Source organism: Chitinophaga sp. CC14, from assembly GCF_048957795.1.
Classification (GTDB): domain Bacteria; phylum Bacteroidota; class Bacteroidia; order Chitinophagales; family Chitinophagaceae; genus Chitinophaga; species Chitinophaga ginsengisegetis.
This window is the reverse complement of the sequence record NZ_JARBFY010000003.1, coordinates 146,119-165,727: the sequence shown is the minus strand read 5'-3', so window position 1 is coordinate 165,727 and position 19,609 is coordinate 146,119. Positions and strand designations below refer to the sequence as shown.

Annotated in this window: 19 protein-coding genes; 11 read left to right on the top strand and 8 right to left on the bottom strand. The window is 46.4% G+C overall.

Annotation, left to right across the window (positions count from 1 at the left end):
• Positions 1-51: 51 nt before the first annotated feature.
• Positions 52-987 carry a hypothetical protein gene (locus PV783_RS10645; RefSeq protein ID WP_111579589.1) on the top strand — a complete coding sequence of 312 codons (936 nt, stop codon included), beginning with the start codon at positions 52-54 and terminating at the stop codon, positions 985-987.
• Between the two features lie 3 nt (positions 988-990).
• Here the strand turns inward: PV783_RS10645 and PV783_RS10640 are convergent, their stop codons facing one another.
• Complete coding sequence (locus PV783_RS10640; protein ID WP_079468762.1) at positions 991-1,890, bottom strand: SDR family oxidoreductase; 900 nt, start codon at positions 1,888-1,890, stop codon at positions 991-993.
• Positions 1,891-1,998: 108 nt separating this feature from the next.
• Positions 1,999-4,092 (bottom strand): prolyl oligopeptidase family serine peptidase, encoded by a 2,094-nt coding sequence (locus PV783_RS10635; RefSeq protein ID WP_420987948.1) that lies wholly within the window; start codon positions 4,090-4,092, stop codon positions 1,999-2,001.
• 171 nt (positions 4,093-4,263) lie between these two features.
• On the opposite strand from PV783_RS10635, the gene pfkA reads away from it, so the two are divergent.
• The 3 genes from pfkA to PV783_RS10620 all read left to right on the top strand — a co-directional run bounded on the left by pfkA (position 4,264) and on the right by PV783_RS10620 (position 7,924).
• Entirely contained in the window at positions 4,264-5,244 is a 981-nt protein-coding gene (gene pfkA, locus PV783_RS10630) for a 6-phosphofructokinase (RefSeq protein WP_079468763.1), read from the top strand.
• Positions 5,245-5,256: 12 nt separating this feature from the next.
• On the top strand, positions 5,257-6,744 hold the full coding sequence (gene pyk / locus PV783_RS10625) for a pyruvate kinase (protein WP_079468764.1): 1,488 nt from the start codon (positions 5,257-5,259) through the stop codon (positions 6,742-6,744).
• 121 nt (positions 6,745-6,865) lie between these two features.
• Complete coding sequence (locus PV783_RS10620; RefSeq protein ID WP_420987947.1) at positions 6,866-7,924, top strand: linear amide C-N hydrolase; 1,059 nt, start codon at positions 6,866-6,868, stop codon at positions 7,922-7,924.
• A gap of 15 nt (positions 7,925-7,939) precedes the next feature.
• On the opposite strand, the gene PV783_RS10615 is transcribed toward PV783_RS10620, so the two are convergent.
• Entirely contained in the window at positions 7,940-9,115 is a 1,176-nt protein-coding gene (locus tag PV783_RS10615; RefSeq protein WP_420987946.1) for an MFS transporter, read from the bottom strand.
• 136 nt (positions 9,116-9,251) lie between these two features.
• On the opposite strand from PV783_RS10615, the gene PV783_RS10610 reads away from it, so the two are divergent.
• From PV783_RS10610 to PV783_RS10590, 5 genes are all read left to right on the top strand, one after another.
• A complete protein-coding gene (locus tag PV783_RS10610) occupies positions 9,252-10,607 on the top strand; it encodes an NAD-dependent succinate-semialdehyde dehydrogenase (protein ID WP_420987945.1) in 1,356 nt (451 codons plus the stop codon).
• Between the two features lie 9 nt (positions 10,608-10,616).
• Positions 10,617-11,573 carry a type I pantothenate kinase gene (coaA, locus tag PV783_RS10605; RefSeq protein WP_420987944.1) on the top strand — a complete coding sequence of 319 codons (957 nt, stop codon included), beginning with the start codon at positions 10,617-10,619 and terminating at the stop codon, positions 11,571-11,573.
• Complete coding sequence (locus PV783_RS10600; RefSeq protein WP_420987943.1) at positions 11,574-12,152, top strand: Crp/Fnr family transcriptional regulator; 579 nt, start codon at positions 11,574-11,576, stop codon at positions 12,150-12,152.
• Positions 12,153-12,235: 83 nt separating this feature from the next.
• Positions 12,236-12,682, top strand: coding sequence for a DoxX family protein (locus tag PV783_RS10595; RefSeq protein ID WP_079468769.1), 447 nt, complete (start codon positions 12,236-12,238; stop codon positions 12,680-12,682).
• Between the two features lie 36 nt (positions 12,683-12,718).
• The gene (locus PV783_RS10590; protein ID WP_079468770.1) at positions 12,719-13,477 is read left to right on the top strand and encodes an MBL fold metallo-hydrolase; all 759 of its coding nucleotides are present in this window, start codon (positions 12,719-12,721) and stop codon (positions 13,475-13,477) included.
• Between the two features lie 86 nt (positions 13,478-13,563).
• Here PV783_RS10590 and tssD read toward each other — a convergent pair whose 3' ends face one another.
• From tssD to PV783_RS10565, 5 genes are all read right to left on the bottom strand, one after another.
• Positions 13,564-13,950: a type VI secretion system tube protein TssD gene (gene tssD / locus PV783_RS10585; protein ID WP_079468771.1), complete on the bottom strand. Its 387-nt coding sequence runs from the start codon at positions 13,948-13,950 to the stop codon at positions 13,564-13,566.
• Between the two features lie 154 nt (positions 13,951-14,104).
• The gene (gene tssO, locus PV783_RS10580; RefSeq protein WP_079468772.1) at positions 14,105-14,629 is read right to left on the bottom strand and encodes a type VI secretion system TssO; all 525 of its coding nucleotides are present in this window, start codon (positions 14,627-14,629) and stop codon (positions 14,105-14,107) included.
• Positions 14,630-14,758: 129 nt separating this feature from the next.
• Positions 14,759-15,934, bottom strand: a complete 1,176-nt coding sequence (locus tag PV783_RS10575; RefSeq protein WP_420987942.1) for a hypothetical protein — start codon at positions 15,932-15,934, stop codon at positions 14,759-14,761.
• 10 nt (positions 15,935-15,944) lie between these two features.
• Positions 15,945-16,799 (bottom strand): TssN family type VI secretion system protein, encoded by an 855-nt coding sequence (locus PV783_RS10570; RefSeq protein ID WP_079468774.1) that lies wholly within the window; start codon positions 16,797-16,799, stop codon positions 15,945-15,947.
• 110 nt (positions 16,800-16,909) lie between these two features.
• Positions 16,910-17,872, bottom strand: coding sequence for a type VI secretion system baseplate subunit TssG (locus PV783_RS10565; RefSeq protein WP_079468775.1), 963 nt, complete (start codon positions 17,870-17,872; stop codon positions 16,910-16,912).
• Positions 17,873-18,104: 232 nt separating this feature from the next.
• On the opposite strand from PV783_RS10565, the gene PV783_RS10560 reads away from it, so the two are divergent.
• Entirely contained in the window at positions 18,105-19,160 is a 1,056-nt protein-coding gene (locus PV783_RS10560; protein ID WP_420987941.1) for a PKD domain-containing protein, read from the top strand.
• Positions 19,161-19,169: 9 nt separating this feature from the next.
• Positions 19,170-19,601 carry a GPW/gp25 family protein gene (locus PV783_RS10555; protein ID WP_079468777.1) on the top strand — a complete coding sequence of 144 codons (432 nt, stop codon included), beginning with the start codon at positions 19,170-19,172 and terminating at the stop codon, positions 19,599-19,601.
• The last annotated feature ends 8 nt before the right edge of the window (positions 19,602-19,609 follow it).

Below are 19,609 nucleotides of genomic sequence, written 5' to 3'. Positions count from 1 at the left end.
AATCCTGAGAAAGACAACATCCACGGCATTATTCACTAAAAATTTCTCCACTTGATACTTCAGCAATATATCCAGGAAGTGCTGTTTAAACAGCGGATTTGTGTAGTACCACAGCTGGGAACATTTTCTGTACAACATTTCCCGGCACATTATAACTCCCACGCACAAACGCTTACGGCGCCGCGTGAACAGGTGATGTTTACCCAGCAATGGCAGGACGATGGTTCCTGCGTGGAATGGATTGCCCTGAAAGAAAACCTGGTGCCTGCCGTGGCACAGCGGAAGCTGGAAAAATACCTGGAGGAACTGAAAGCGGAGCTTCAATCCGGGAAGCCGCTGGTATTGCCGGGCATCGGCCAGTTACAGGGCGACTTTACCGGCAACATTCATTTCCATGCGGAAGAACTGCCGGTAGAAAAAGAAACCCTGGATCTTACGCCGATTGAACGTACAACGGATAGCCGCACGGCGCCAGCTTTTGTGCCACCACCACCGGAAGCGCTGGAGCCTATTATGACAGAAGAAGTGGAAGATACTCTGGAAGCCGTAACGGAAGAAAGTGGTTTTAAATGGTGGTGGGCTGCTATTCCCATTGCCGCCATTGTAATTGGATTAGCCGCCTGGTGGTATTTGTCTGGTATCTCCAAAGCAGTATCCCAATCCGAAACACCTCCCGATACAGAAGTTAATGCAAAGCAGCTCGCCGCTGCTGCCGCAGATTCCATACAAAAAGCCCTGGCCGACTCCACAGCGAAAGCAGCAATTACACCCATTACTTATTATGCAGTAGTGGAAAGGTATAAAGACAGCACTATCGCGGTGAAAAAACAGAAACAGCAGCTCGCCTGGGGAAAAACGCTGGTGCTCTATAAAAGAGACAGCATGTACAGAACTGCTGTGGAACTGCATTCACTCGTAGCTGATACCACCGTGCAACGCGACAGTATCCGGAAAGTGTTTGGTAATAAAGTATTTCTTGAATTTTAGCTGTTAAGCTTTTATTTCGCCTGCTACAATTTCCAGCCCCTCTGCAAAAGTACGGGGCTTATATCCCAGTTCTTTCGCGGCCTTGTCTATTATCAGCCCTGTTTTGGCAGGACGGGCGGCAGGTTGCGCCAGTGTTTTGGCACTGATCTTTTCTACGAGTGAAGTATCCAGTTTAAAATATTCAGCCGTTTGAATGGCCATATCATAAGGAGTGAGAATTTCATTTCCGGAGATGTTGAAGAAACCGGTTGCTTTCTTATCTGCAATCAGCAAACAACCCTTCGCGAGGTCGTGGCATAAAGTAGGTGTACGCCATTGATCATCCACTACTTTCACTTTTTTACCCTGCTGCAAATTATTTTTTACCCAGGTAATCATGTTATTGCGGTGCGGGTCTGCCACTACGCCATACACCAGTACGGTGCGTACAATGGCCCACTGCAGTTTGCTGTTGATCACCAGTCGCTCTGCGGCAACTTTACTGGTACCATAATAATTGATAGGATTTACGGTAGCGTCTTCACTGTAAGGGCCCTGTAAGCCATCGAATACAAAATCGGTGGACAGGAAGATGAAGAAGGCGTTGCAACTTTCTGCTGCATGTACGAGGTAACGGGTGGCTCCTACATTGGTATCCCAACAGGCATCTTTATTTTTTTCGCAGTCATCCACCTGCGACATGGCGCCGCCATGAATAATGATATCCGGCTGATGTTTTTCTACCAGCTGCTTTACGCTGCCTGCATCGCGGAGGTTTACAGCCTCATAAGTGTATTTATCCCGCAGGGGGAAACGATTAGGGCCTCTGCCTGTGGCTATCACATCATATTTTCCATCTTGCAGAAAAAGCGGGATCAGATGTTGTCCCAATAATCCGTTACTACCAGTTATAAGTACCTTCATAGAGCCATGTTCAATACGCTATTTCTAAAGATAAGAAAAAAAAGCTTTTAGCTGTTCACCAAAATGCGGGGCATTTCAATAACAGCTAAAAGCTAATCACTTGCAACTTTACTTGTGCATGCCCAGGTTGTACATGGTGAATGCCCAGATATCGGCGGCTTCATCAATCATTTTGGAAGTGGGCTTGCCTGCACCGTGCCCTGCCTGTGTTTCAATACGGATCAGGGTTGGATTGGGTCCGGCGTTGTCTGCCTGCAGCGTGGCTGCAAACTTAAACGAGTGCGCCGGCACCACACGGTCGTCGTGATCAGCAGTGGTGATCAGCGTAGCCGGGTAAGCGGTGCCGGGTTTCAGGTTATGCAGTGGTGAATATTTCAGCAGGTATTTAAACTGTTCTGCGTTGTCGCTGCTACCATATTCTACTGCCCAGGCCCATCCGATGGTGAATTTCTGAAAGCGCAGCATATCCATTACGCCTACAGCAGGCAGTGCCACCTTAAACAGTTCCGGGCGTTGTGTCATACAGGCGCCTACCAGCAAACCGCCGTTGGAACCGCCGCGGATCGCTATCTTGCCGGGATTGGTATATTTTGCTTTGATAAGATATTCGGCTGCGCCGATAAAATCATTGAATACGTTCTGTTTCTTTTCCATCATACCCGCCTTGTGCCAGGCTTCTCCATACTCGCTGCCACCTCTTAACGACACCACTGCGTATATGCCTCCCTGTTCCATGAAGTAGAGGTTGGAAACGCTGAAAGAAGGGGTCATGGCAATATTGAATCCGCCGTAGCCGTAAAGCAACACGGGGTTATTACCATTCAGCCGTATACCTTTCTTGTAGGAAAGGAATACGGGCACACGCTCTCCGTCGGCACTTTTAAAGAACACCTGTTTGGTTTCGTACTCTGCGGGGTTGAATTTTACTTCCGCCTTATTATATAAGGTAGAAGCACCGGTGGCCACTTCATATTTATATACAGCGGGCGGAGTAATAAAGGAAGTATAGGTATAAAAGAATTCCTTGTCTTCCTTTTTACTGCCAAATCCACTGGCAGTTCCAAGACCCGGCAGTTTCACTTCATGTTCCAGCTTACCTTTATAATCATATTGATACACCCTGGTAGAAGCGTCTTTCAGATAGGACAGGAATAATTTGCCGCCGGCGAGGCCCACACCCTGGAGGGCTTCTTTCTTTTCGGGAACAATTATTTTCCAGTTGGCTTCCGCCGGGTTGGCGGGGTCTATCAGCACAATCTTATAGTTGGGCGCGTTGTGATTGGTACGCACCAGTAGTTTGTCGCCATCGTTATCTATAACGTCCGGCTCGTTGGCGAAGCCTTTTACGAGCAGGGTAAACTCCTTTTGTGCGGGGTTCTGCAGGTCGCGGAACCACAGCTCCCGGCCGGAAGTGCCTTCCGAGGTGGAGAGGATCAGGAAGCGTTCATCTTCCGTTACGTCCACGCCGGCGTTTCGCAGCGGGTGTTCTTTATCCACATAAATCAGTTCATCCTTCTCCTGCGGATCGCCCAGGCGGTGGTAGTACACTTTCTGGAATTCATTCTTCTGGGATAGCTTGTTTTGTTCATCGGGTTTGTCGTAGCGACTGTAATAGAAGCCGTTACCTTTCCACGAGAGGCCGCTGAACTTCACCCATTCGAGTTTATCGGACAGGACCTGGCGGGTTTCCACATCCATTACAAAACCTTCCTGCCAGTCGGATCCTGCTTTGGAGAGCAGGTAGGCAAAATGTTTCCCGTCTTTGGAGAACGACATGCTGCCCAGCGCGGTGGTGCCGGCTGCCGAGAGCTTGTTGGGGTCGAGGAAAACCTCCGGGGCGCCGCCTAAAGTGGCAGAGCGGTAAAGAATGGACTGGTTCTGCAGACCATCATTTTTAAAGAAGTAATAATAATTACCATGTTTGGTGGGGGCGCCGTTTTTGGGATAATTCCACAATTCTTCCAGTCTTTTCCGGATTTCTGCGCGAAAAGGGATGTTGGAGAGATAGTTTTCTGTTACCTTATTCTGGGCGTCCACCCATGCTTTTGTTGCGGGGCTGTGATCGTCTTCCAGCCACCGGTAAGGATCTGCGATCTGGGTACCGTGATAGTTATCAATGGTATCCACTTTTTTTGTTTCGGGATAAGTAATCGTTTGCTGTTGCTGTGCCATTGCCTGCCCGGCGATTAAACTTACGCTCATAAAGACCCACCGTTTATTATTTTTATTTAACATGCGTAATATTTTTTGAAAAATTTATCTACTTTGTTTGATGGAAATTAAAAATTTAGGTTATTTCATCAGATAACAGTTAGAAAACAATTGCAAAATGTTATTTTTGTGCGCCTTTAAGATATTTTTTTAGCAATTTATATGAAAAAACTGAACAACATTGCAGTCCTTACATCGGGAGGAGATGCTCCTGGCATGAACGCCGCCGTTCGTGCCGTTGTAAGAACGGGCATTTATCATCAGCTGAATGTGTATGGCATTATGTACGGCTATAGGGGAATGTTGAAGAACGAGATCTTCCCAATGGAGTCAAAATCCGTTGCCAACATTATTCAGCGCGGAGGCACCATATTGAAGACCGCCCGGTGCAAAGAGTTCTATGAATATGAAGGGCGAAAAATGGCTTACGAAAATCTGAAAAAACACAACATTGACGGGCTGGTAGTAATTGGTGGAGACGGCTCGTTTAATGGTGCGCAAAAGTTCAGCCAGGAATTTGATATTCCGTGTATAGGCTTGCCTGGTACTATTGACAAGGACATTGCAGGAACTGATTCAACGATTGGATTTGATACTGCTGTGAATACAGCGGTGGAAGCTATCGACAAGATCAGGGACACTGCCGATGCGCATGACCGTTTGTTTGTAATTGAGGTAATGGGGCGCGATGCCGGTTACATTGCATTACACAGCGGCATTTCCACCGGTGCGGAGCACATATTGCTGCCTGAGCGCAAAACCGAAGTAAATGACATTATTGAAGAACTGCAGGCGAACGAACGCCGCAGAAAACTGGTTAACCTGATTGTAGTGGCCGAAGGCGATGAAACCGGCGGTGCTACTGAAGTTGGTCGTATCATTAAAGAAAGGTGCCCACAACTGGATACCCGGGTAAGTATCCTTGGACATATCCAGCGTGGCGGCGCTCCCACCTGCACAGATCGTATTCTGGCCAGCCGTCTGGGCTATGCAGCCGTAGATGCCCTTCTCGAAGGCATCCACAATGTAATGATCGGTGTTGTCAACGACAAGATCCATTACACTCCTCTTGATAAAGCTGTAAAAGCCAAACAGGAAATTGACCCCGAATGGTTTAAGATTGTTAAAATTCTTGCGAGTTAAAAAATTAGACTTATGAGTACAAAGGATCTTTCGAAATACTATCACAAGCAGATGGATAACGCTGCGGGTAGAGAGCACTCTTCGCACAAAACAAAAATCGTGGCCACTGTAGGCCCGGCATGCGATACCTATGAAGGCTTACTGACATTGGTGAAAGCCGGCGTTAACGTTTTCCGCCTCAACTTTTCACACGGCTCGCACGAAGATAAACTGCGGATTATTGAATATATCCGCCAGATCAATAAAACAGAACCTTACACTGTAGCCATCCTGGCCGATTTGCAGGGACCTAAACTGCGTGTAGGTGAAATCGAAAACAATGCGCTCCCGCTGAAGAAAGGTGATATCCTCACTTTCGTAAACGAAAAGCTGGTGGGCAACATGGAAAAAATTTACGTTTCCTACCCTGACCTGTACAAAGATCTTAGAGTTGGCCAGAAAATTCTGCTGGACGACGGTAAAATCGAGACAATTGTAAAAGAAATCACTGCCAGCGGCGAAATCAAAGCTGAAGTATCCCTGCCAGGTGTATTGTCTTCCAAAAAAGGCTTTAACCTCCCGGATACCAAAATCTCCCTCCCTGCGCTGACAGATAAAGATATTATCGACCTGGAATTCATCATCGACCAGGAATGCGACTGGGTAGCGCTCTCCTTTGTAAGAAGCGTAAAAGACCTGGCCGTATTACGCAAACGCCTGGAAGCACGTAATTCTAAAATGAAGGTGATCTCTAAAATTGAGAAACCTGAAGCTATCCAGAACCTGAAAGAAATTATCTGGGAAAGTGATGGCGTGATGATTGCCCGCGGTGACCTCGGTGTGGAACTGCCGGTAGAGCAGATCCCGATGATCCAGAAAGATATCATCCGCAAGTGCATCCACCGTGCAAAACCCGTTATCGTGGCTACACAGATGATGGAGAGCATGATGGACCGTACCCGTCCAAACCGTAGTGAAATCACCGACGTGGCAAACGCTGTACTGGAAGGTGCTGATGCGGTAATGCTGAGCGGCGAAACTGCTACCGGTATGTTCCCGGAACTGGTTATCCAGACCATGAATAAAATTATCCAGGAAGTGGAAAAAGAAGCGATCATTTACAACCGTAACCTGATCCCTCACCGTCACTCTCCTACCTTCCTCAGCGATGCACTGTGCTACAACGCCTGTAAAATTGCGGAAGACCTGGACGCTGATGCCCTCATTGGTATGACCCAGAGCGGTTACACCGGCTTTATGCTGAGTAGCTACCGCCCACGCAGCCCGCTCTATATCTTCACCAAAGAAAGATCACTGGTAAATCAGCTGAGCCTGAGCTGGGGCGTACGCGCTTTCTACTACGAAGAAGAAGAAAGCCTGGATGATATCGTATTTGATCAGATCAATATCCTGAAAGAAAGAGGATTCATCAAATCAGGAGATGTAGCCGTTAACACCGGCAGCACCCCTGTTAAAGAACACCTGCCAACAAACATGCTGAAGATCACAAAAGTGGACTAATAAGCTATAAGGATTTAGTAAAGCGGCGGAGAGGAAATTCCTTTCCGCCGCTTTTTTTTGTGACAGAATTTATTAAAACTTTTCTAACATTTAAAGTGTTATGTTATAAAAATTTCTTTATATGAAAAAATGGATTAAATCCGGACTGTTTGTTGTTTCTTTAGCCACAATTTTTATGTACACGCAACATGCTTCTGCTTGCACAAGGATTGTGTACAAAGGCACGGATGGATTGGTGCTAACTGCCCGATCAATGGATTGGAGTTCTGATCTTCATACAAATCTCTGGATATTACCCAGAGGTATTCAACGTACGGGAGAAGAAGGTTCCCAATCCATCAAATGGACGTCAAAATATGGAAGTGTTATATCTGCTGTTTATGATATGGCGGCGACAGATGGTATGAATGAAAAAGGGCTTGTTGCAAATCTGCTTTGGCTTGCAGAATCCCAATATCCTGAATGGGACGGCAAACGACCAAAATTGTCTATGGCCGGGTGGGTACAGTATGTATTGGATAATTTTGCAACTGTAAATGAGGCCGTGAATGCGTTGAAAAAGGAGCCTTTTATCCTCATGACAGGTGCAATGCCAGGAGAAGGGCCTAAAGCTACACTTCATTTGTCCATCTCAGACCCTACAGGAGATAATGCCATATTCGAGTACATCAATGGAAAATTAGTAATCCACCACGATACAGCCTACACGGTTATGACTAACTCCCCCATATTTGATCAACAACTTGCATTGAACGAGTATTGGAAAGCTATTGGAGGACTTACCATGTTACCTGGAACCAACCGTGCCGCGGACCGGTTTGTTCGTGCATCCTTTTACAGTAGTGTTCTGCCTAAAACCAAAGATGCACACACTGCTGTAGCCGGCATATTAAGTGTAATACGGAATTGTTCTGTACCTCTTGGCATATCGACAGCAGATCAGCCAAACATTGCTTCTACTTTATGGAGAACAGTGTCAGATCAAAAAAACCTGATTTATTACTTTGAATCATCCAAAACGCCTAATACATTTTGGGTAGATTTCAAAACAGTTGATTTTTCTTCCAGTGCTTCTGCCAGGAGGCTCAATTTAACCAATAATGAAGTGTATGCAGGAAATGCTGCCGCAGCGTTTGTGCAAAGTGAATCATATAAAATTAAAGGGAGCCCAAAAGGGTAATAGTGTTAAACCGGGTTAAGCGGTAACTGCTCCTTTTGTTTTTTTATAAGTAGCCAGGTAAATGATCAGTGCAATAGTGATCAGTGAAGTACCGGCCACGCATACACCATTCCATTGCGCAAAAGACCATACCCACAACCCGATACCGGAACCAAGTGACGTACCAATAAAGCTGGTTGTCATAAATACCGTGTTCAAACGGTTCCTTGCATCCGGTAACAACGTGTAGATGCGGGTTTGATTGGATACGTGTATGCCCTGCAAACCGAGATCAATGGCGATAATACCAATGATAATACCTATAATATTGGCTTTGAAAATATAGAAGAGAAAATAACCGAGAAACAAAAAGATGATGCCATAACCAACAGCAATGCGCGGATTCTTTTTATCTGCAATCCGTCCTACCAATGGAGCGCCCAAAGCGCCGGCAGCAGCTGCAAGGCCCATTAATCCGATCTGTTCGCTGGTATATTTAAAAGGAGCATCTGATAATAAAAACACCACCGTTGTCCAGAACATGCCAAACATGGCGAAGCAACAGGCATTAATAGCGGAAGCCTCTCTCAATACCGGCTGTTCTTTGATCAGCGTAAGCAAAGATTTCATCAGGTCGCCGTAACTTCCTTTAAAATTCGGTTTACTCGAAGGAAAGGAAACGATCATGATTACCGCCAGCAAAGCACTGATACCGGCAGCTATCCAGAACATGGCCCGCCAGCCGAAATGATGCCCTACTACGCCGCTGAGCGTACGGGATAATAAGATACCCACAAGTAAGCCACTCATAATAGTACCAATCACTTTACCACGACTTGCAGGATCAGAAAGGCCCGCCGCCAGCGGCAATATCAGCTGCGGCACTACCGAAGTAAAGCCAATCAGCAAACCCGTAATTTTCAACATGGTGATGTTTACAGACTCTGCAGCCGCCACCAGGGCTACTACCGCCGCCAGTGTCATCACTACGATCTGCCACTTGCGCTCCAGTTTGTCGCCCAGCGGCACACAAAATAACAGGCCCAGCGCATATCCAACCTGCGTAAAAAATGTGACCTGTCCTGCGTTACTTTCCGATACGCCAAATTCGTTGCTCATCAACACCAGTAAAGGCTGGCTGTAATAAATATTGGCAACGATCAGCCCTGTGCAAAGGGCCATTATCATGATATTCCATCTGCTAAGCGCCATAAAATTGTACTGTTTTCCGAGAGATGCAAAGATAGCCTTTTCGTGTTTAGCAGTTACGCTTTAGCTTTTAAGACGAGCTTTTACCGGAAAACGGTAAATTTGTCTGACTATTCACGCACAGCTAAATGCTATAAGTATGTTTACAAGCATCAATCCATTTACGCAGGAAACCATCGCTGTATATACAGCACACACACCGGAAGAAATAGAGCAAAAATTACAGCTGGGGCATAAAGCTTACCGGGAGTTATTACAGATTCCCCTGGAACAACGCCGGCAATGGATGGTGCAGGTAGCGCAATCCATGAAAGACAATGCAGATGAACATTCCGCGCTGATCACACAGGAAATGGGAAAAACGCTGAAAGAAGCACGGGCCGAAGTATTGAAATGCGCCACCTCCGCAGAATATTATGCGGAAAACATCGTGGAAATGCTGGCACACAAACCTGTTGGTTCCGACGCGTATAAAAGTTATGTATCGTACGAGCCCAAAGGAATTATCCTGGCCATTATGCCCTGGAACTTCCCCTACTGGCAGGTATTCCGCTTTGCTATTCCCAATATCCTCGCCGGTAATACCGGCATACTGAAACATGCCAGCAATGTAAGCGGCTGCGCACTGGCCATCGAAAAAATCTTCTCTGAAAGTAATTTTCCCGCCGGTACTTTCCAGTCGCTACTCATATCTTCCAAAGATATAGAACCCGTTATCGCAGATCCCCGTGTGCAGGGCGTTACCCTTACCGGCAGTACGCCCGCAGGTAAAAGTGTAGCTGCGCTTGCCGGGAAATACATTAAGAAAACGGTACTGGAGCTGGGTGGCAGCGATCCTTTTATTGTATTGAAAGATGCCGACCTCGAAGCCGCCGCTAAAACAGCGGTACAGGGCCGTATGCAAAATGCCGGTCAGTCGTGCATTGCCGCAAAACGGTGGATCGTAGAAAAAGATATTGTTCCCGCGTTTACTGCGGAAGTAAAACGGATTTTACAGGACCTCAAACAGGGAGATCCCACACAGGAAAGCACACAAATGGGCCCGATGGCCCGCCCCGACCTGGCAGAGGAGCTGGCCAAACAATTACAGGACTCTGTTAACCAGGGCGCAAAGCTTGAGTTGGGTGGCACGCATGAAGGCTGTAACTTTGCACCGACCCTGCTTACCGGGGTTACCAACAAAATGACTGCTTTCAAAGAAGAAACCTTTGGTCCGCTGGCAGTAATCATAGAAGCTGCAGATGAAGCGGATGCTATTGCACTAGCCAATGAAACTGAATTTGGACTGGGCGCAGCACTGTGGACCAGCGATCTCGACAAAGCGGCACAACTGGCCACACAGATAGAAAGCGGCAACGTATTTATTAATGCGATGGTTCGCTCCGATGCACGCCTGCCTTTCGGCGGCGTAAAGCAATCGGGCTACGGACGTGAACTATCACTGGAAGGCACACACGAATTTCTGAATGTAAAGACTGTCTATATACAACAATAAAGCACTGGAATGACCACCTCTCTGAAACGCGACCGCTATACTCCCTATATCAGTTTCTCCCGTAAAGAATGGGCAGAAAGAAGCGATGATGCCATGTTGCAACTACAGGATTATGACCTGGAAGCATTGCACGGTATGAACGAACCACTCACACAGGAAGAAATAACACAGGTATATCTTCCGCTGGCACATCTGCTCAATTTATATGTAACAGCATCGCAACAACTGCATACCGCCACCAGCAATTTTCTCAGTAGCCAGGTACATAAAGTGCCTTATATTATTGGCATCGCCGGAAGCGTGGCCGTTGGAAAAAGTACCACCGCCAGGGTGTTACAGAAATTATTACAGGCATGGCCCAATCATCCGCGGGTAGACCTGGTAACAACGGATGGTTTTCTGTATCCCAACAAAGTACTGGAAGCCAATAATATCATGAACAGAAAAGGCTTCCCGGAAAGTTATGATATCAAAAGACTGATCCACTTCCTGGCAGATGTAAAATCAGGCAAAGAAAAGGTAGCAGCGCCGCTGTATTCCCATCTCGAATACGATATCCTGCCGGGCCAGCTGCAATGGATTGAGCAACCCGATATTGTGATTGTAGAAGGCGTGAACGTACTGCAGGTTCGTCACCGTCAGCAACAAAAAGATCCCGCTGTATTCGTATCCGATTTCTTCGACTTCAGCATTTATGTAGACGCTGCAGAAAAAGATATCCGCAAGTGGTACATTGCACGCTTTGAAACCCTGCGCAGAACTGCCTTTCAGAGCCCGGAGTCTTTTTTCCACCGTTATGCACACCTTTCTGATGCTGCCACTATCGAGTTGGCCACACAAATATGGGACGATATCAATAAGCCTAACCTGGAACAAAATATTGCGCCTACCCGCTACCGCGCCAGCCTGATCCTGGAAAAAGGTCATCATCATTTCGTTCAATCCATTCAATTGAGGAAGACCTGAATGCAAGGCACAGAAATTATCCGGCAACAGCTGCAGGCACTGCTGCAGGAACCAATAGTTCACTGGGAACTGTTTAAAGCCATCCTGCAGCCGGTAACTTTTCCGGCAGGCGATCACCTGTCGGAAGCCGGTAAAACTGCCAACGCCATTTATTATATTGAAGAAGGAGTAGTGCGGGTATATACCCTCCACGACGGTAAAGACATCAGTATGGACTTTGCCTTTCCACACAACTTCACTACTTCTTATGCCTCTTTCATTACACAAAAGCCCGCTGCGGTTAGTTTACAGGCGGTTACGCCGGTAAGTGGATACGCCTGTTATTATGCTGATCTGCAACAGCTGTATCGCACCTCCCACCAGGCGGAGAAGATCGGGCGACTGATAGCCGAGCAGCAATACCTGCGGAAATACAACCGGGAACTATCCTTCCTGCAGTACTCCGCACAGGAGCGGTATACGCAGCTGTTGCAGGAACACCCGGAAGTTGTGCAGCATATTCCTGTCAAACAAATTGCTTCCTACCTTGGAATTGAGCCGGAGAGTTTAAGCCGGATCAGGAAAAAAAGAAGTACCTGAGTTGCTCCCTTCCCCATTAACTAACATTTGTTAGTTTTATTCCTCCGGAAGATGTGGATCTTTGAGTCCTAAAAAATATACAAATGGCTTTCTTTTCCGGGTTATGCAGCATTGCCCTCTTATTACTGGCGATTGGTTATATCTTCCAGATTCCGCTGTTACAGCAACTCCCTGCGGATGCCCGTATATCCGCCGCCGTTATGTTTCTCATGATAGGGGTTACGCATCTGCTCAAACCGCGCAAGCTTACTTATATGATTGAAGGAATGATCCCGTACCCTTTATTCATGGTGCTGTTTACCGGGGCGCTGGAAATACTGCTGGGTGCAGGTTTGCTGTTTCCTGCTACACAATATTATGCCGGATGGGGATTAATAATACTCCTGGTAGCCATGTTTCCCGCCAACATCCGCGTGGCAGTACTGAACTTACCGGCGCCTGGTGGATTACCTTCAAAACCCTGGTACATATGGAGCCGCTTATTATTTCAACCTGTTTATATTTTATGGATATGGTGGGCCATCAATTAATCAATAACTTTATGCCATGCTATAAAAAATTTAACCATGCGCATACATTATTTACGCAATGCCACATTGCTGATAGAATGGAATAATAAGAAAATACTGGTTGATCCCATGCTCGGCGTTAAAGACAGCCTGGACCCCGTTCCCAACGCAGCCAACAGCATCCGGAATCCCATGACCGACCTTCCGCTCGACGACGACGCTTTAAAACAATTGTTATCTTCCCTGGATGCTATACTGGTTACCCACCGGCACCGTGACCACTGGGATGTAACGGCACAGGCTATACTGCCTAAAAGTATTCCCTTGTTTTGCCAGCCGGAAGACGAAGCCGTTATCAGGGAACAGGCTTTTACGCAGGTGATTCCTGTTGTTACATCGGTTAATTGGGAAAACATAGAGATTACCCGTACAGGCGGGCAACATGGCACTGGTGAAATAGGTAAAATGATGGCGCCTGTTTCCGGCTTTGTACTGAAAGAGGGGAACACTACATTATACATCGCCGGTGATACGATCTGGTGTGAGGACGTAGTGGCTGCGCTGGATACTTTCCGCCCCGGTTACGTGGTAGTAAATGCAGGCGCTGCACAATTCCTGCAGGGAGATCCCATCACCATGACTGCAGCAGACGTTATTAAAACCATCCGGCATGCCACGCAACCGAAAGTAATAGCGGTGCATATGGGTGCTATTAATCACTGCTTCCTCAGCAGGGAAGCGCTGAGGGAAGCTGTTGCCGCTGAACAGTTGTCGGCAATTATCCCTGAACAAGGTGAATGGATTAGTCTTTCATAAAAAGGATTTCATGCGGAGCTTTTGCCCGCAAAAAAAGGGGCTGTTACCTTCCGGTGACAGCCCTTTCTGCATAATGTAAGGAGTTTTTATACCCACTCATTAACATGTTTTGCATTACCCATGCTAACTTCACGGGCCGAAATGGTAAAGGAAATTACCATTGGATTTTTGTTTTCGTAGTCAAAAGACTCTTCAAACTTTACCAGATACCCTTCTTTAAATTCGAGGGTTTTCAGTTTGGAATCAGTGTCTCTTTTGTAAAAAGTAATGGTACCATCTTTTCTTTCAAAGTTGTTTACCATCCACTCAAAGAGATCTGTTTTTCCGGTAGATTCTACGGTCAGCTTAATACGTCCGCCACGCGTAATGGCTGAAGGGCGACCGGTTGCATCTACTTCTTGTGTGAGATCGTAGGCGACATGCTGTACATTGTACTCGTTGCCGCCGGCTTCAAATTTGGCTTTGAATGACATGTTGGGTTAATTTTTAAGGTTACAATAAAGAAAAAATAATTAGTATTTATTTATGAATTATAAGTACCAAATATAGGATGAAAATTTTAATAGTCAAGAGTCCTAACAAATAATTATTATTCCAATATTTACCGGATTAATACCCTTCTTAAAGTTAGTGAGCGCGGCTGTTTAACAACATCATCTGCCTGCAGTTATCAAGGTCCCTGCTCTTACTTTCCAGCTTCGCATTCAGGTCGGCCACCTGCTCTTTCAAACCTGCAATATTTTGTTGTGCATTCTGTAATTCGCGGAGCTGTTGTTTTGTTTGTTGCAACGATAAACAGTTCTGCACAATGTTATCATACAAGCCATAATGCGTTACCGCATTTTTTGGAATAGAGTTGCGCATATCCGCCAGGGATGCGGCAATCACCTGATCCATGTAATTCGCATTCTGGTTAGGCAGGTTAATAGAATCGAGGTTATGTTTTACCTTATCCAGCTTTTGCAGGAACTCCGACTGGAACGCCTGCTCTTCCCTGAATGAAGTTAATTCTTTCCGCAGGGATGCGTTTTCCCTGGCAGGCACCTGGTAATTAAAGAATACAGCCAATACAAATAAGGCGACTGTTATGATGAAAAATAACAGGAACCAAATAAAGGAAACATTTCTTTCCTGCCTGTTTAATACTTGCATATTGCGGATCGTTTTTTTTGATGGAAATTATCTTGTTGATTTATCTGCTGAATTCCTGTTGAAACATATAGTGTTATGGCAGCTGGCTTACACGTTTATGGTAGCCGTTATATTACTGCAGTAACCATATTAGTCTGTAAAAAACCAGCGTTTGGTTTTATGCTTCCGCAGATATTCTGCATCTTCCTGTGATTCTTCTTTTACGAAAATATTGCTGTCCTGCTTGCGTCCGATATAATCCAGCCTGCTCAGGCTTTCAAACAGTTTATTCACGGCCCTTACAAAAGGAATCATTGGTTGCAGGCACTCTCTTACATCCAGGTGTTTATATTTGATATTGGCGCAGTTGATCATGAGTGTTTCCAGTTCACCCTGACGCAGCTCACACCATTCGGATAAGTAGTTCAGCAGTTCCTCTTTACCTGCGCCGGCACGCTGATCAATAGCGTTTTTCATGGTACGGGCCAGGCCCGCAATAATTTCCAGCATTTGAGCCGGTGGTTGTTGTAATGCCAGCCACCTGAATTGTGTGATCCTGGTGCCAAGGAATTGTACCATTTTTTCGGTGATATACAACACAACAAGCGCCAGGTCATTCTGCTGGTTTCTGCCATAGATCTTCTGCACAATATGCACACCGTATAATTCCATTTGTCCGAGGAACTGATCCAGTTCATGAAAGAGATCTATCAGTGCAGGATGCGCGCTAACAATGCTGCAGGGTGGAATGTAATCATCATCCATCTGGGGACGGCCGTCGGCCACGCTGATGCGGCCCAGTACCATCTGGTAGCTGCCTAACTGGCCGGAAGGCAGCTGCGACGCCGGCGCCACATAAAGGCTGTATTCCGGTGTAGCATAAGGCAGTCTTGGCGGATCTTCATCCAGCAAAGGTTCTCCACTGGGTTGCCTATTAAAGGGATTTACCTGTATTAATATGTAGTAGGTGTTTTCTGTGTGCTGCGGGTCCCAGGTGTAAGTGGCCTCCGGGAAAGTGGTGGCATACTTCAATGAATGCACGGTATGTTCAGGGATCTCAATACGGCCGCCGCCAGGGGTTACCGCACGGCACTCTGTTAGCTTGATCCTCCACTGCTGCTGGTTGTCGCTTACAAACCAGCAACGCAGCGACTCTTTATTTTCTGCTTTGGGTGGCAGCAGTCCATAATTAAGTGCATGGATACCACACGCCAATGCATCCCTGATCTGGTCCAGCAAAGCATTTTCCGTATCAATGAAATGCTGCTTTTTTATCTTCATACCATCAACCCAGTTAACGGGAAAATGCTTTAGCGGTTCTGCCATAATACTGCTTTTACGATAACATAATTCTGTTGCAAATAATCACACTGTTTTCTTTGATGCCATTCATAAACACGGCCTTATTGGGGTCCAGTGTTTTGGCGCTGCCAAACCAGCGTGGTTTCAGGTGAAAAACCCAGCCATATGGCTGCCCGGTGTGATCCACAAAATCAATCGGGGTATTGGGATAACGGTCGTTGTAGTCATTGATAAAATGATAGAACAGGTCGCCCAGGTCCATCTTGATGGGGGTACGTGCGCGGAAGTAAGTACGGCTGTTGTCAAGCGGTCCTTTTTCCATTTCCAGGCCAATGACAATCAGATCTTTCATTTCTTCCTCATTCACTTCCGGTACATCTTTATAAACAGGATACTGCCACCACTTATGCACCTTTACCGGGATGGCCATCATCTTTTCAAAAGTTTTATAAACGAAGGTGGGCAGTACAAAGGAAAACATGCTGGTGAGCATCGGATAGTAAAGAAAGGTGTCCTTATCCAGGAAGCGGTTTACCAACACAAATCCGGCGCCTCCAAATAGCCAGATGGCCAGTATAAAAGCCAGTTCAGATACCAGGGTGGTTTCGTTGGCCCAGAAGCGGGTATACATAAAGTGACAATGCACTACACCTAATCCCAGGAACCATACTTCATAAAAAAGATACTGGTTCATGAGGTTCTGGTGGGTAAACAGGAAAGGAATGGAACTGATTACAGCAAATACCAGCGTCATACACACTAAATACAGCAGTGCTTTCTTCTTATAAAGACTGAAATTTTTGATGTACCTGCTGAGCAGAGCCACTATAAAGGAGCCTATAGCCAGGGCGCCGGCCAGCATGATATAAAACTTAGCGGTGTATCTCATAGTTCTGTTGGTATGTCAAGGTTTTTCGGGTTTGGGTACTAACATTTCAGGTTTTTTCAGATGGTCGTTAATAGCAAAAATGATTCCATGTAAGCTGCTGCCCGCTGTTTTCAGAGAAAAAAATTATAACCCATAATTCCCTGCTCAGGTTGCTTATCAGACAGGATTACTTTTTTCTCCCCGGAAGAAGGCACCAGCAAGGTATTAATTTCCACATCCGCCGGAAACAGGTAGCCATAGCAGGTTTCCAGCAGCTTCCCATAGGGTTGCCAGGGCAGGTAATCGTATATCCGTTGGCGTTTTACCGGGCCAATACTCACCGTTACCACCGGCATGTCAGTATAGCACGTTGTTCCTACCATCGCATCTACCCCAAGCATACATTCGCCCAGCGGAACACTGTTCCCTGTGCTAACCATCTGCGGCTGGCGTTGCCAGCTGATTGTTACCGTTTCCTCCAGTACCTGTTCCAGGCAAAGTTTAACCAGCGTCATGTTACCTGCTATCCGGTGAACATATGGCAACAGCTTTACCAGCCTGTTCACGGCGGCATCAGGAAGCCCGGCGGGCAATTTCCAGAATTCATGAAATAACTGGTCCGTATCCTTGCCGAATACATCAAACAACAGGTGCTTTTCCCGTTGCTCCAGGTATACACGTTGCAGGAAGAACTCATTTTCCAGGGGCTGAAAAAAGCGGCGCGCCTGCTGTTGCTGCTGTTGCTGCCTTTTATACCGCACCACCATTTCGGCAACAGCGTTCTGCCTGGAAGAAGGCTCCTGCTTAAATTCATGAAACATTCCCTGCGGCAGCCGGTCGTAAATACCATCGCGCGAAAGGGAAAAACTAATAAACGGCTGATAGGGCTGGCTGTCGTCCAGCTTCACCCCTGTAATATCTGTTGCAAAAGAACGGGTAAACACATTTTGCAACTGCACTACAATTTCCTCCTCCCGCACATGATTATCGAGTAATTCCCCCACCACTACCTCGGCTCTTACGTCGTATGGTAAAGCATTGACGTGGTCAATCACTTCTTCCAGCACGGCAGCCTTCTGCGCATTATTTACCATGAGGTCATATTTAGGTTTCTCTGATTCTGCTATTAGCGGTAAACTGTTAGCATAACTATCTTTCGTCTATGATTCCGGGCTAACAACTCCAGTAACAAAAATAGCGGTTTGATTTTATTATTATGAATATTACGGCTTAAATTTTGAACCGGGAAAAAATTTTTTCTACGGTCATTTATCTTTGGCAATTTATCTAAAAAAAACACTAAAATTGTAAAAACCTGAAAAACCGATGGCCCCCCGTAAACCCGAAAATGAACGCAAGGTAAATTCATTCAGACCCTTTGGAAAAATTGCCAGTCATGTTGACCCGATGGTACTGTGGACCTTCCTGGGCCTGTTCCTCATTAGCATTGTGCTGCTGGCTTTTCAGCTCGACGGCCGGGAAGATTGCAGTAATACAGATATAAAACTCAGTCATATTCAAAATAGTAACAGTAAAGCATATGCCGTAGGAGAAGTGATCACCTTTAATGCAGAAAGCGCTGATAAAAAAATTGCAGACTACTCCTGGGAATTCGGCGACTCCAGTGCCAGGGCCACCGGCAGACAGGTATACCACTCTTTTAACAAAGCCGGCAGCTATATGATCACCCTCACTTCCGGCAAATGCACCTGGCGTAAAGAAGTACTGGTGATCATGAATACGCCTGCCGCCACCAGCAGTCAACCCGATATCTTCCCGGTTATTGATGGCCCCGCTGAAGCATTTGCAGGCAGGCCGGTTACCTTCACCAACTCTACTCCAACTGCCAAAAGCTGGACCTGGCGCCTGTTACAGGATAATGCAGAGCCTCATGGCGGTTCTTCTGTTACCTATACTTTCTCCTCTCCCGGTGAAAGGACCCTGTCACTGATCATCAACGGCGACAGCAGCCATATGGTGCTGAAACATATCACCGTATTCCCTGCAAGAGCCCCGCAGCATGAAGAGCAGCCAGAACCGGCTTTTAACCCGGTACCACTGCCTGCACCAACGCCTGAAGCACCGGTAAAGAAAGAAGAGCCACGGCCTACCATCTCCGATGATGAGTTTAAATACATGCTCACCCAGGTGACGCTGAAACAAAAAACGGCTACCGACTTCGCTCAATACCTCTGCAATAACCTCAACGCAAGAGTAGTACTCAATACCAACGACGTGGATAACTTCACGCACTTCTGCCAACGGATTTATGGAAAGAAGAAATTCAAGATCGAAAGAGTAAACCTGGCAAAAGACGAGAAAGGATGTGTAAAGGAAATTCTCATCATGTACGACCGCAAAAAAGTGCTGGGCATATTTTAAGCTAATATCATGAAAGGAAAATATTATCAATTACCCATCGACTTTTCGCAGCTGCTGCAGAAAAAAGATATGCCGGCCATTTCGCTGGAAGACTCTATCGCACAGCATATCCACCTGCTCATTACTACCGTACTGGGGGAAAATAAAGATGATCCCAATTACGGCTGCCAATGGTGGGACAGCGACTTTGACATCAAAGCTTCCAATAACGAAGTAAAAGAACAGATAGAAAATGCGGTTAAAGCATCCATTACCCGGTACGAAAAACGGATTTCGCAAATAAGGGTAGTGGCCGCTGTGAACCAGGAAGAGCTATTGCTGCCATCTACCCGTAAGATGAAAAAGAAGATCCGGGTAACCGTTTCAGGAAACGTTACCAAAAACAATCATCCGTTTCAGTACAGCAGCTTCTTTTACATCAGCCCGTTGTCGTACGATTGATTACTTGT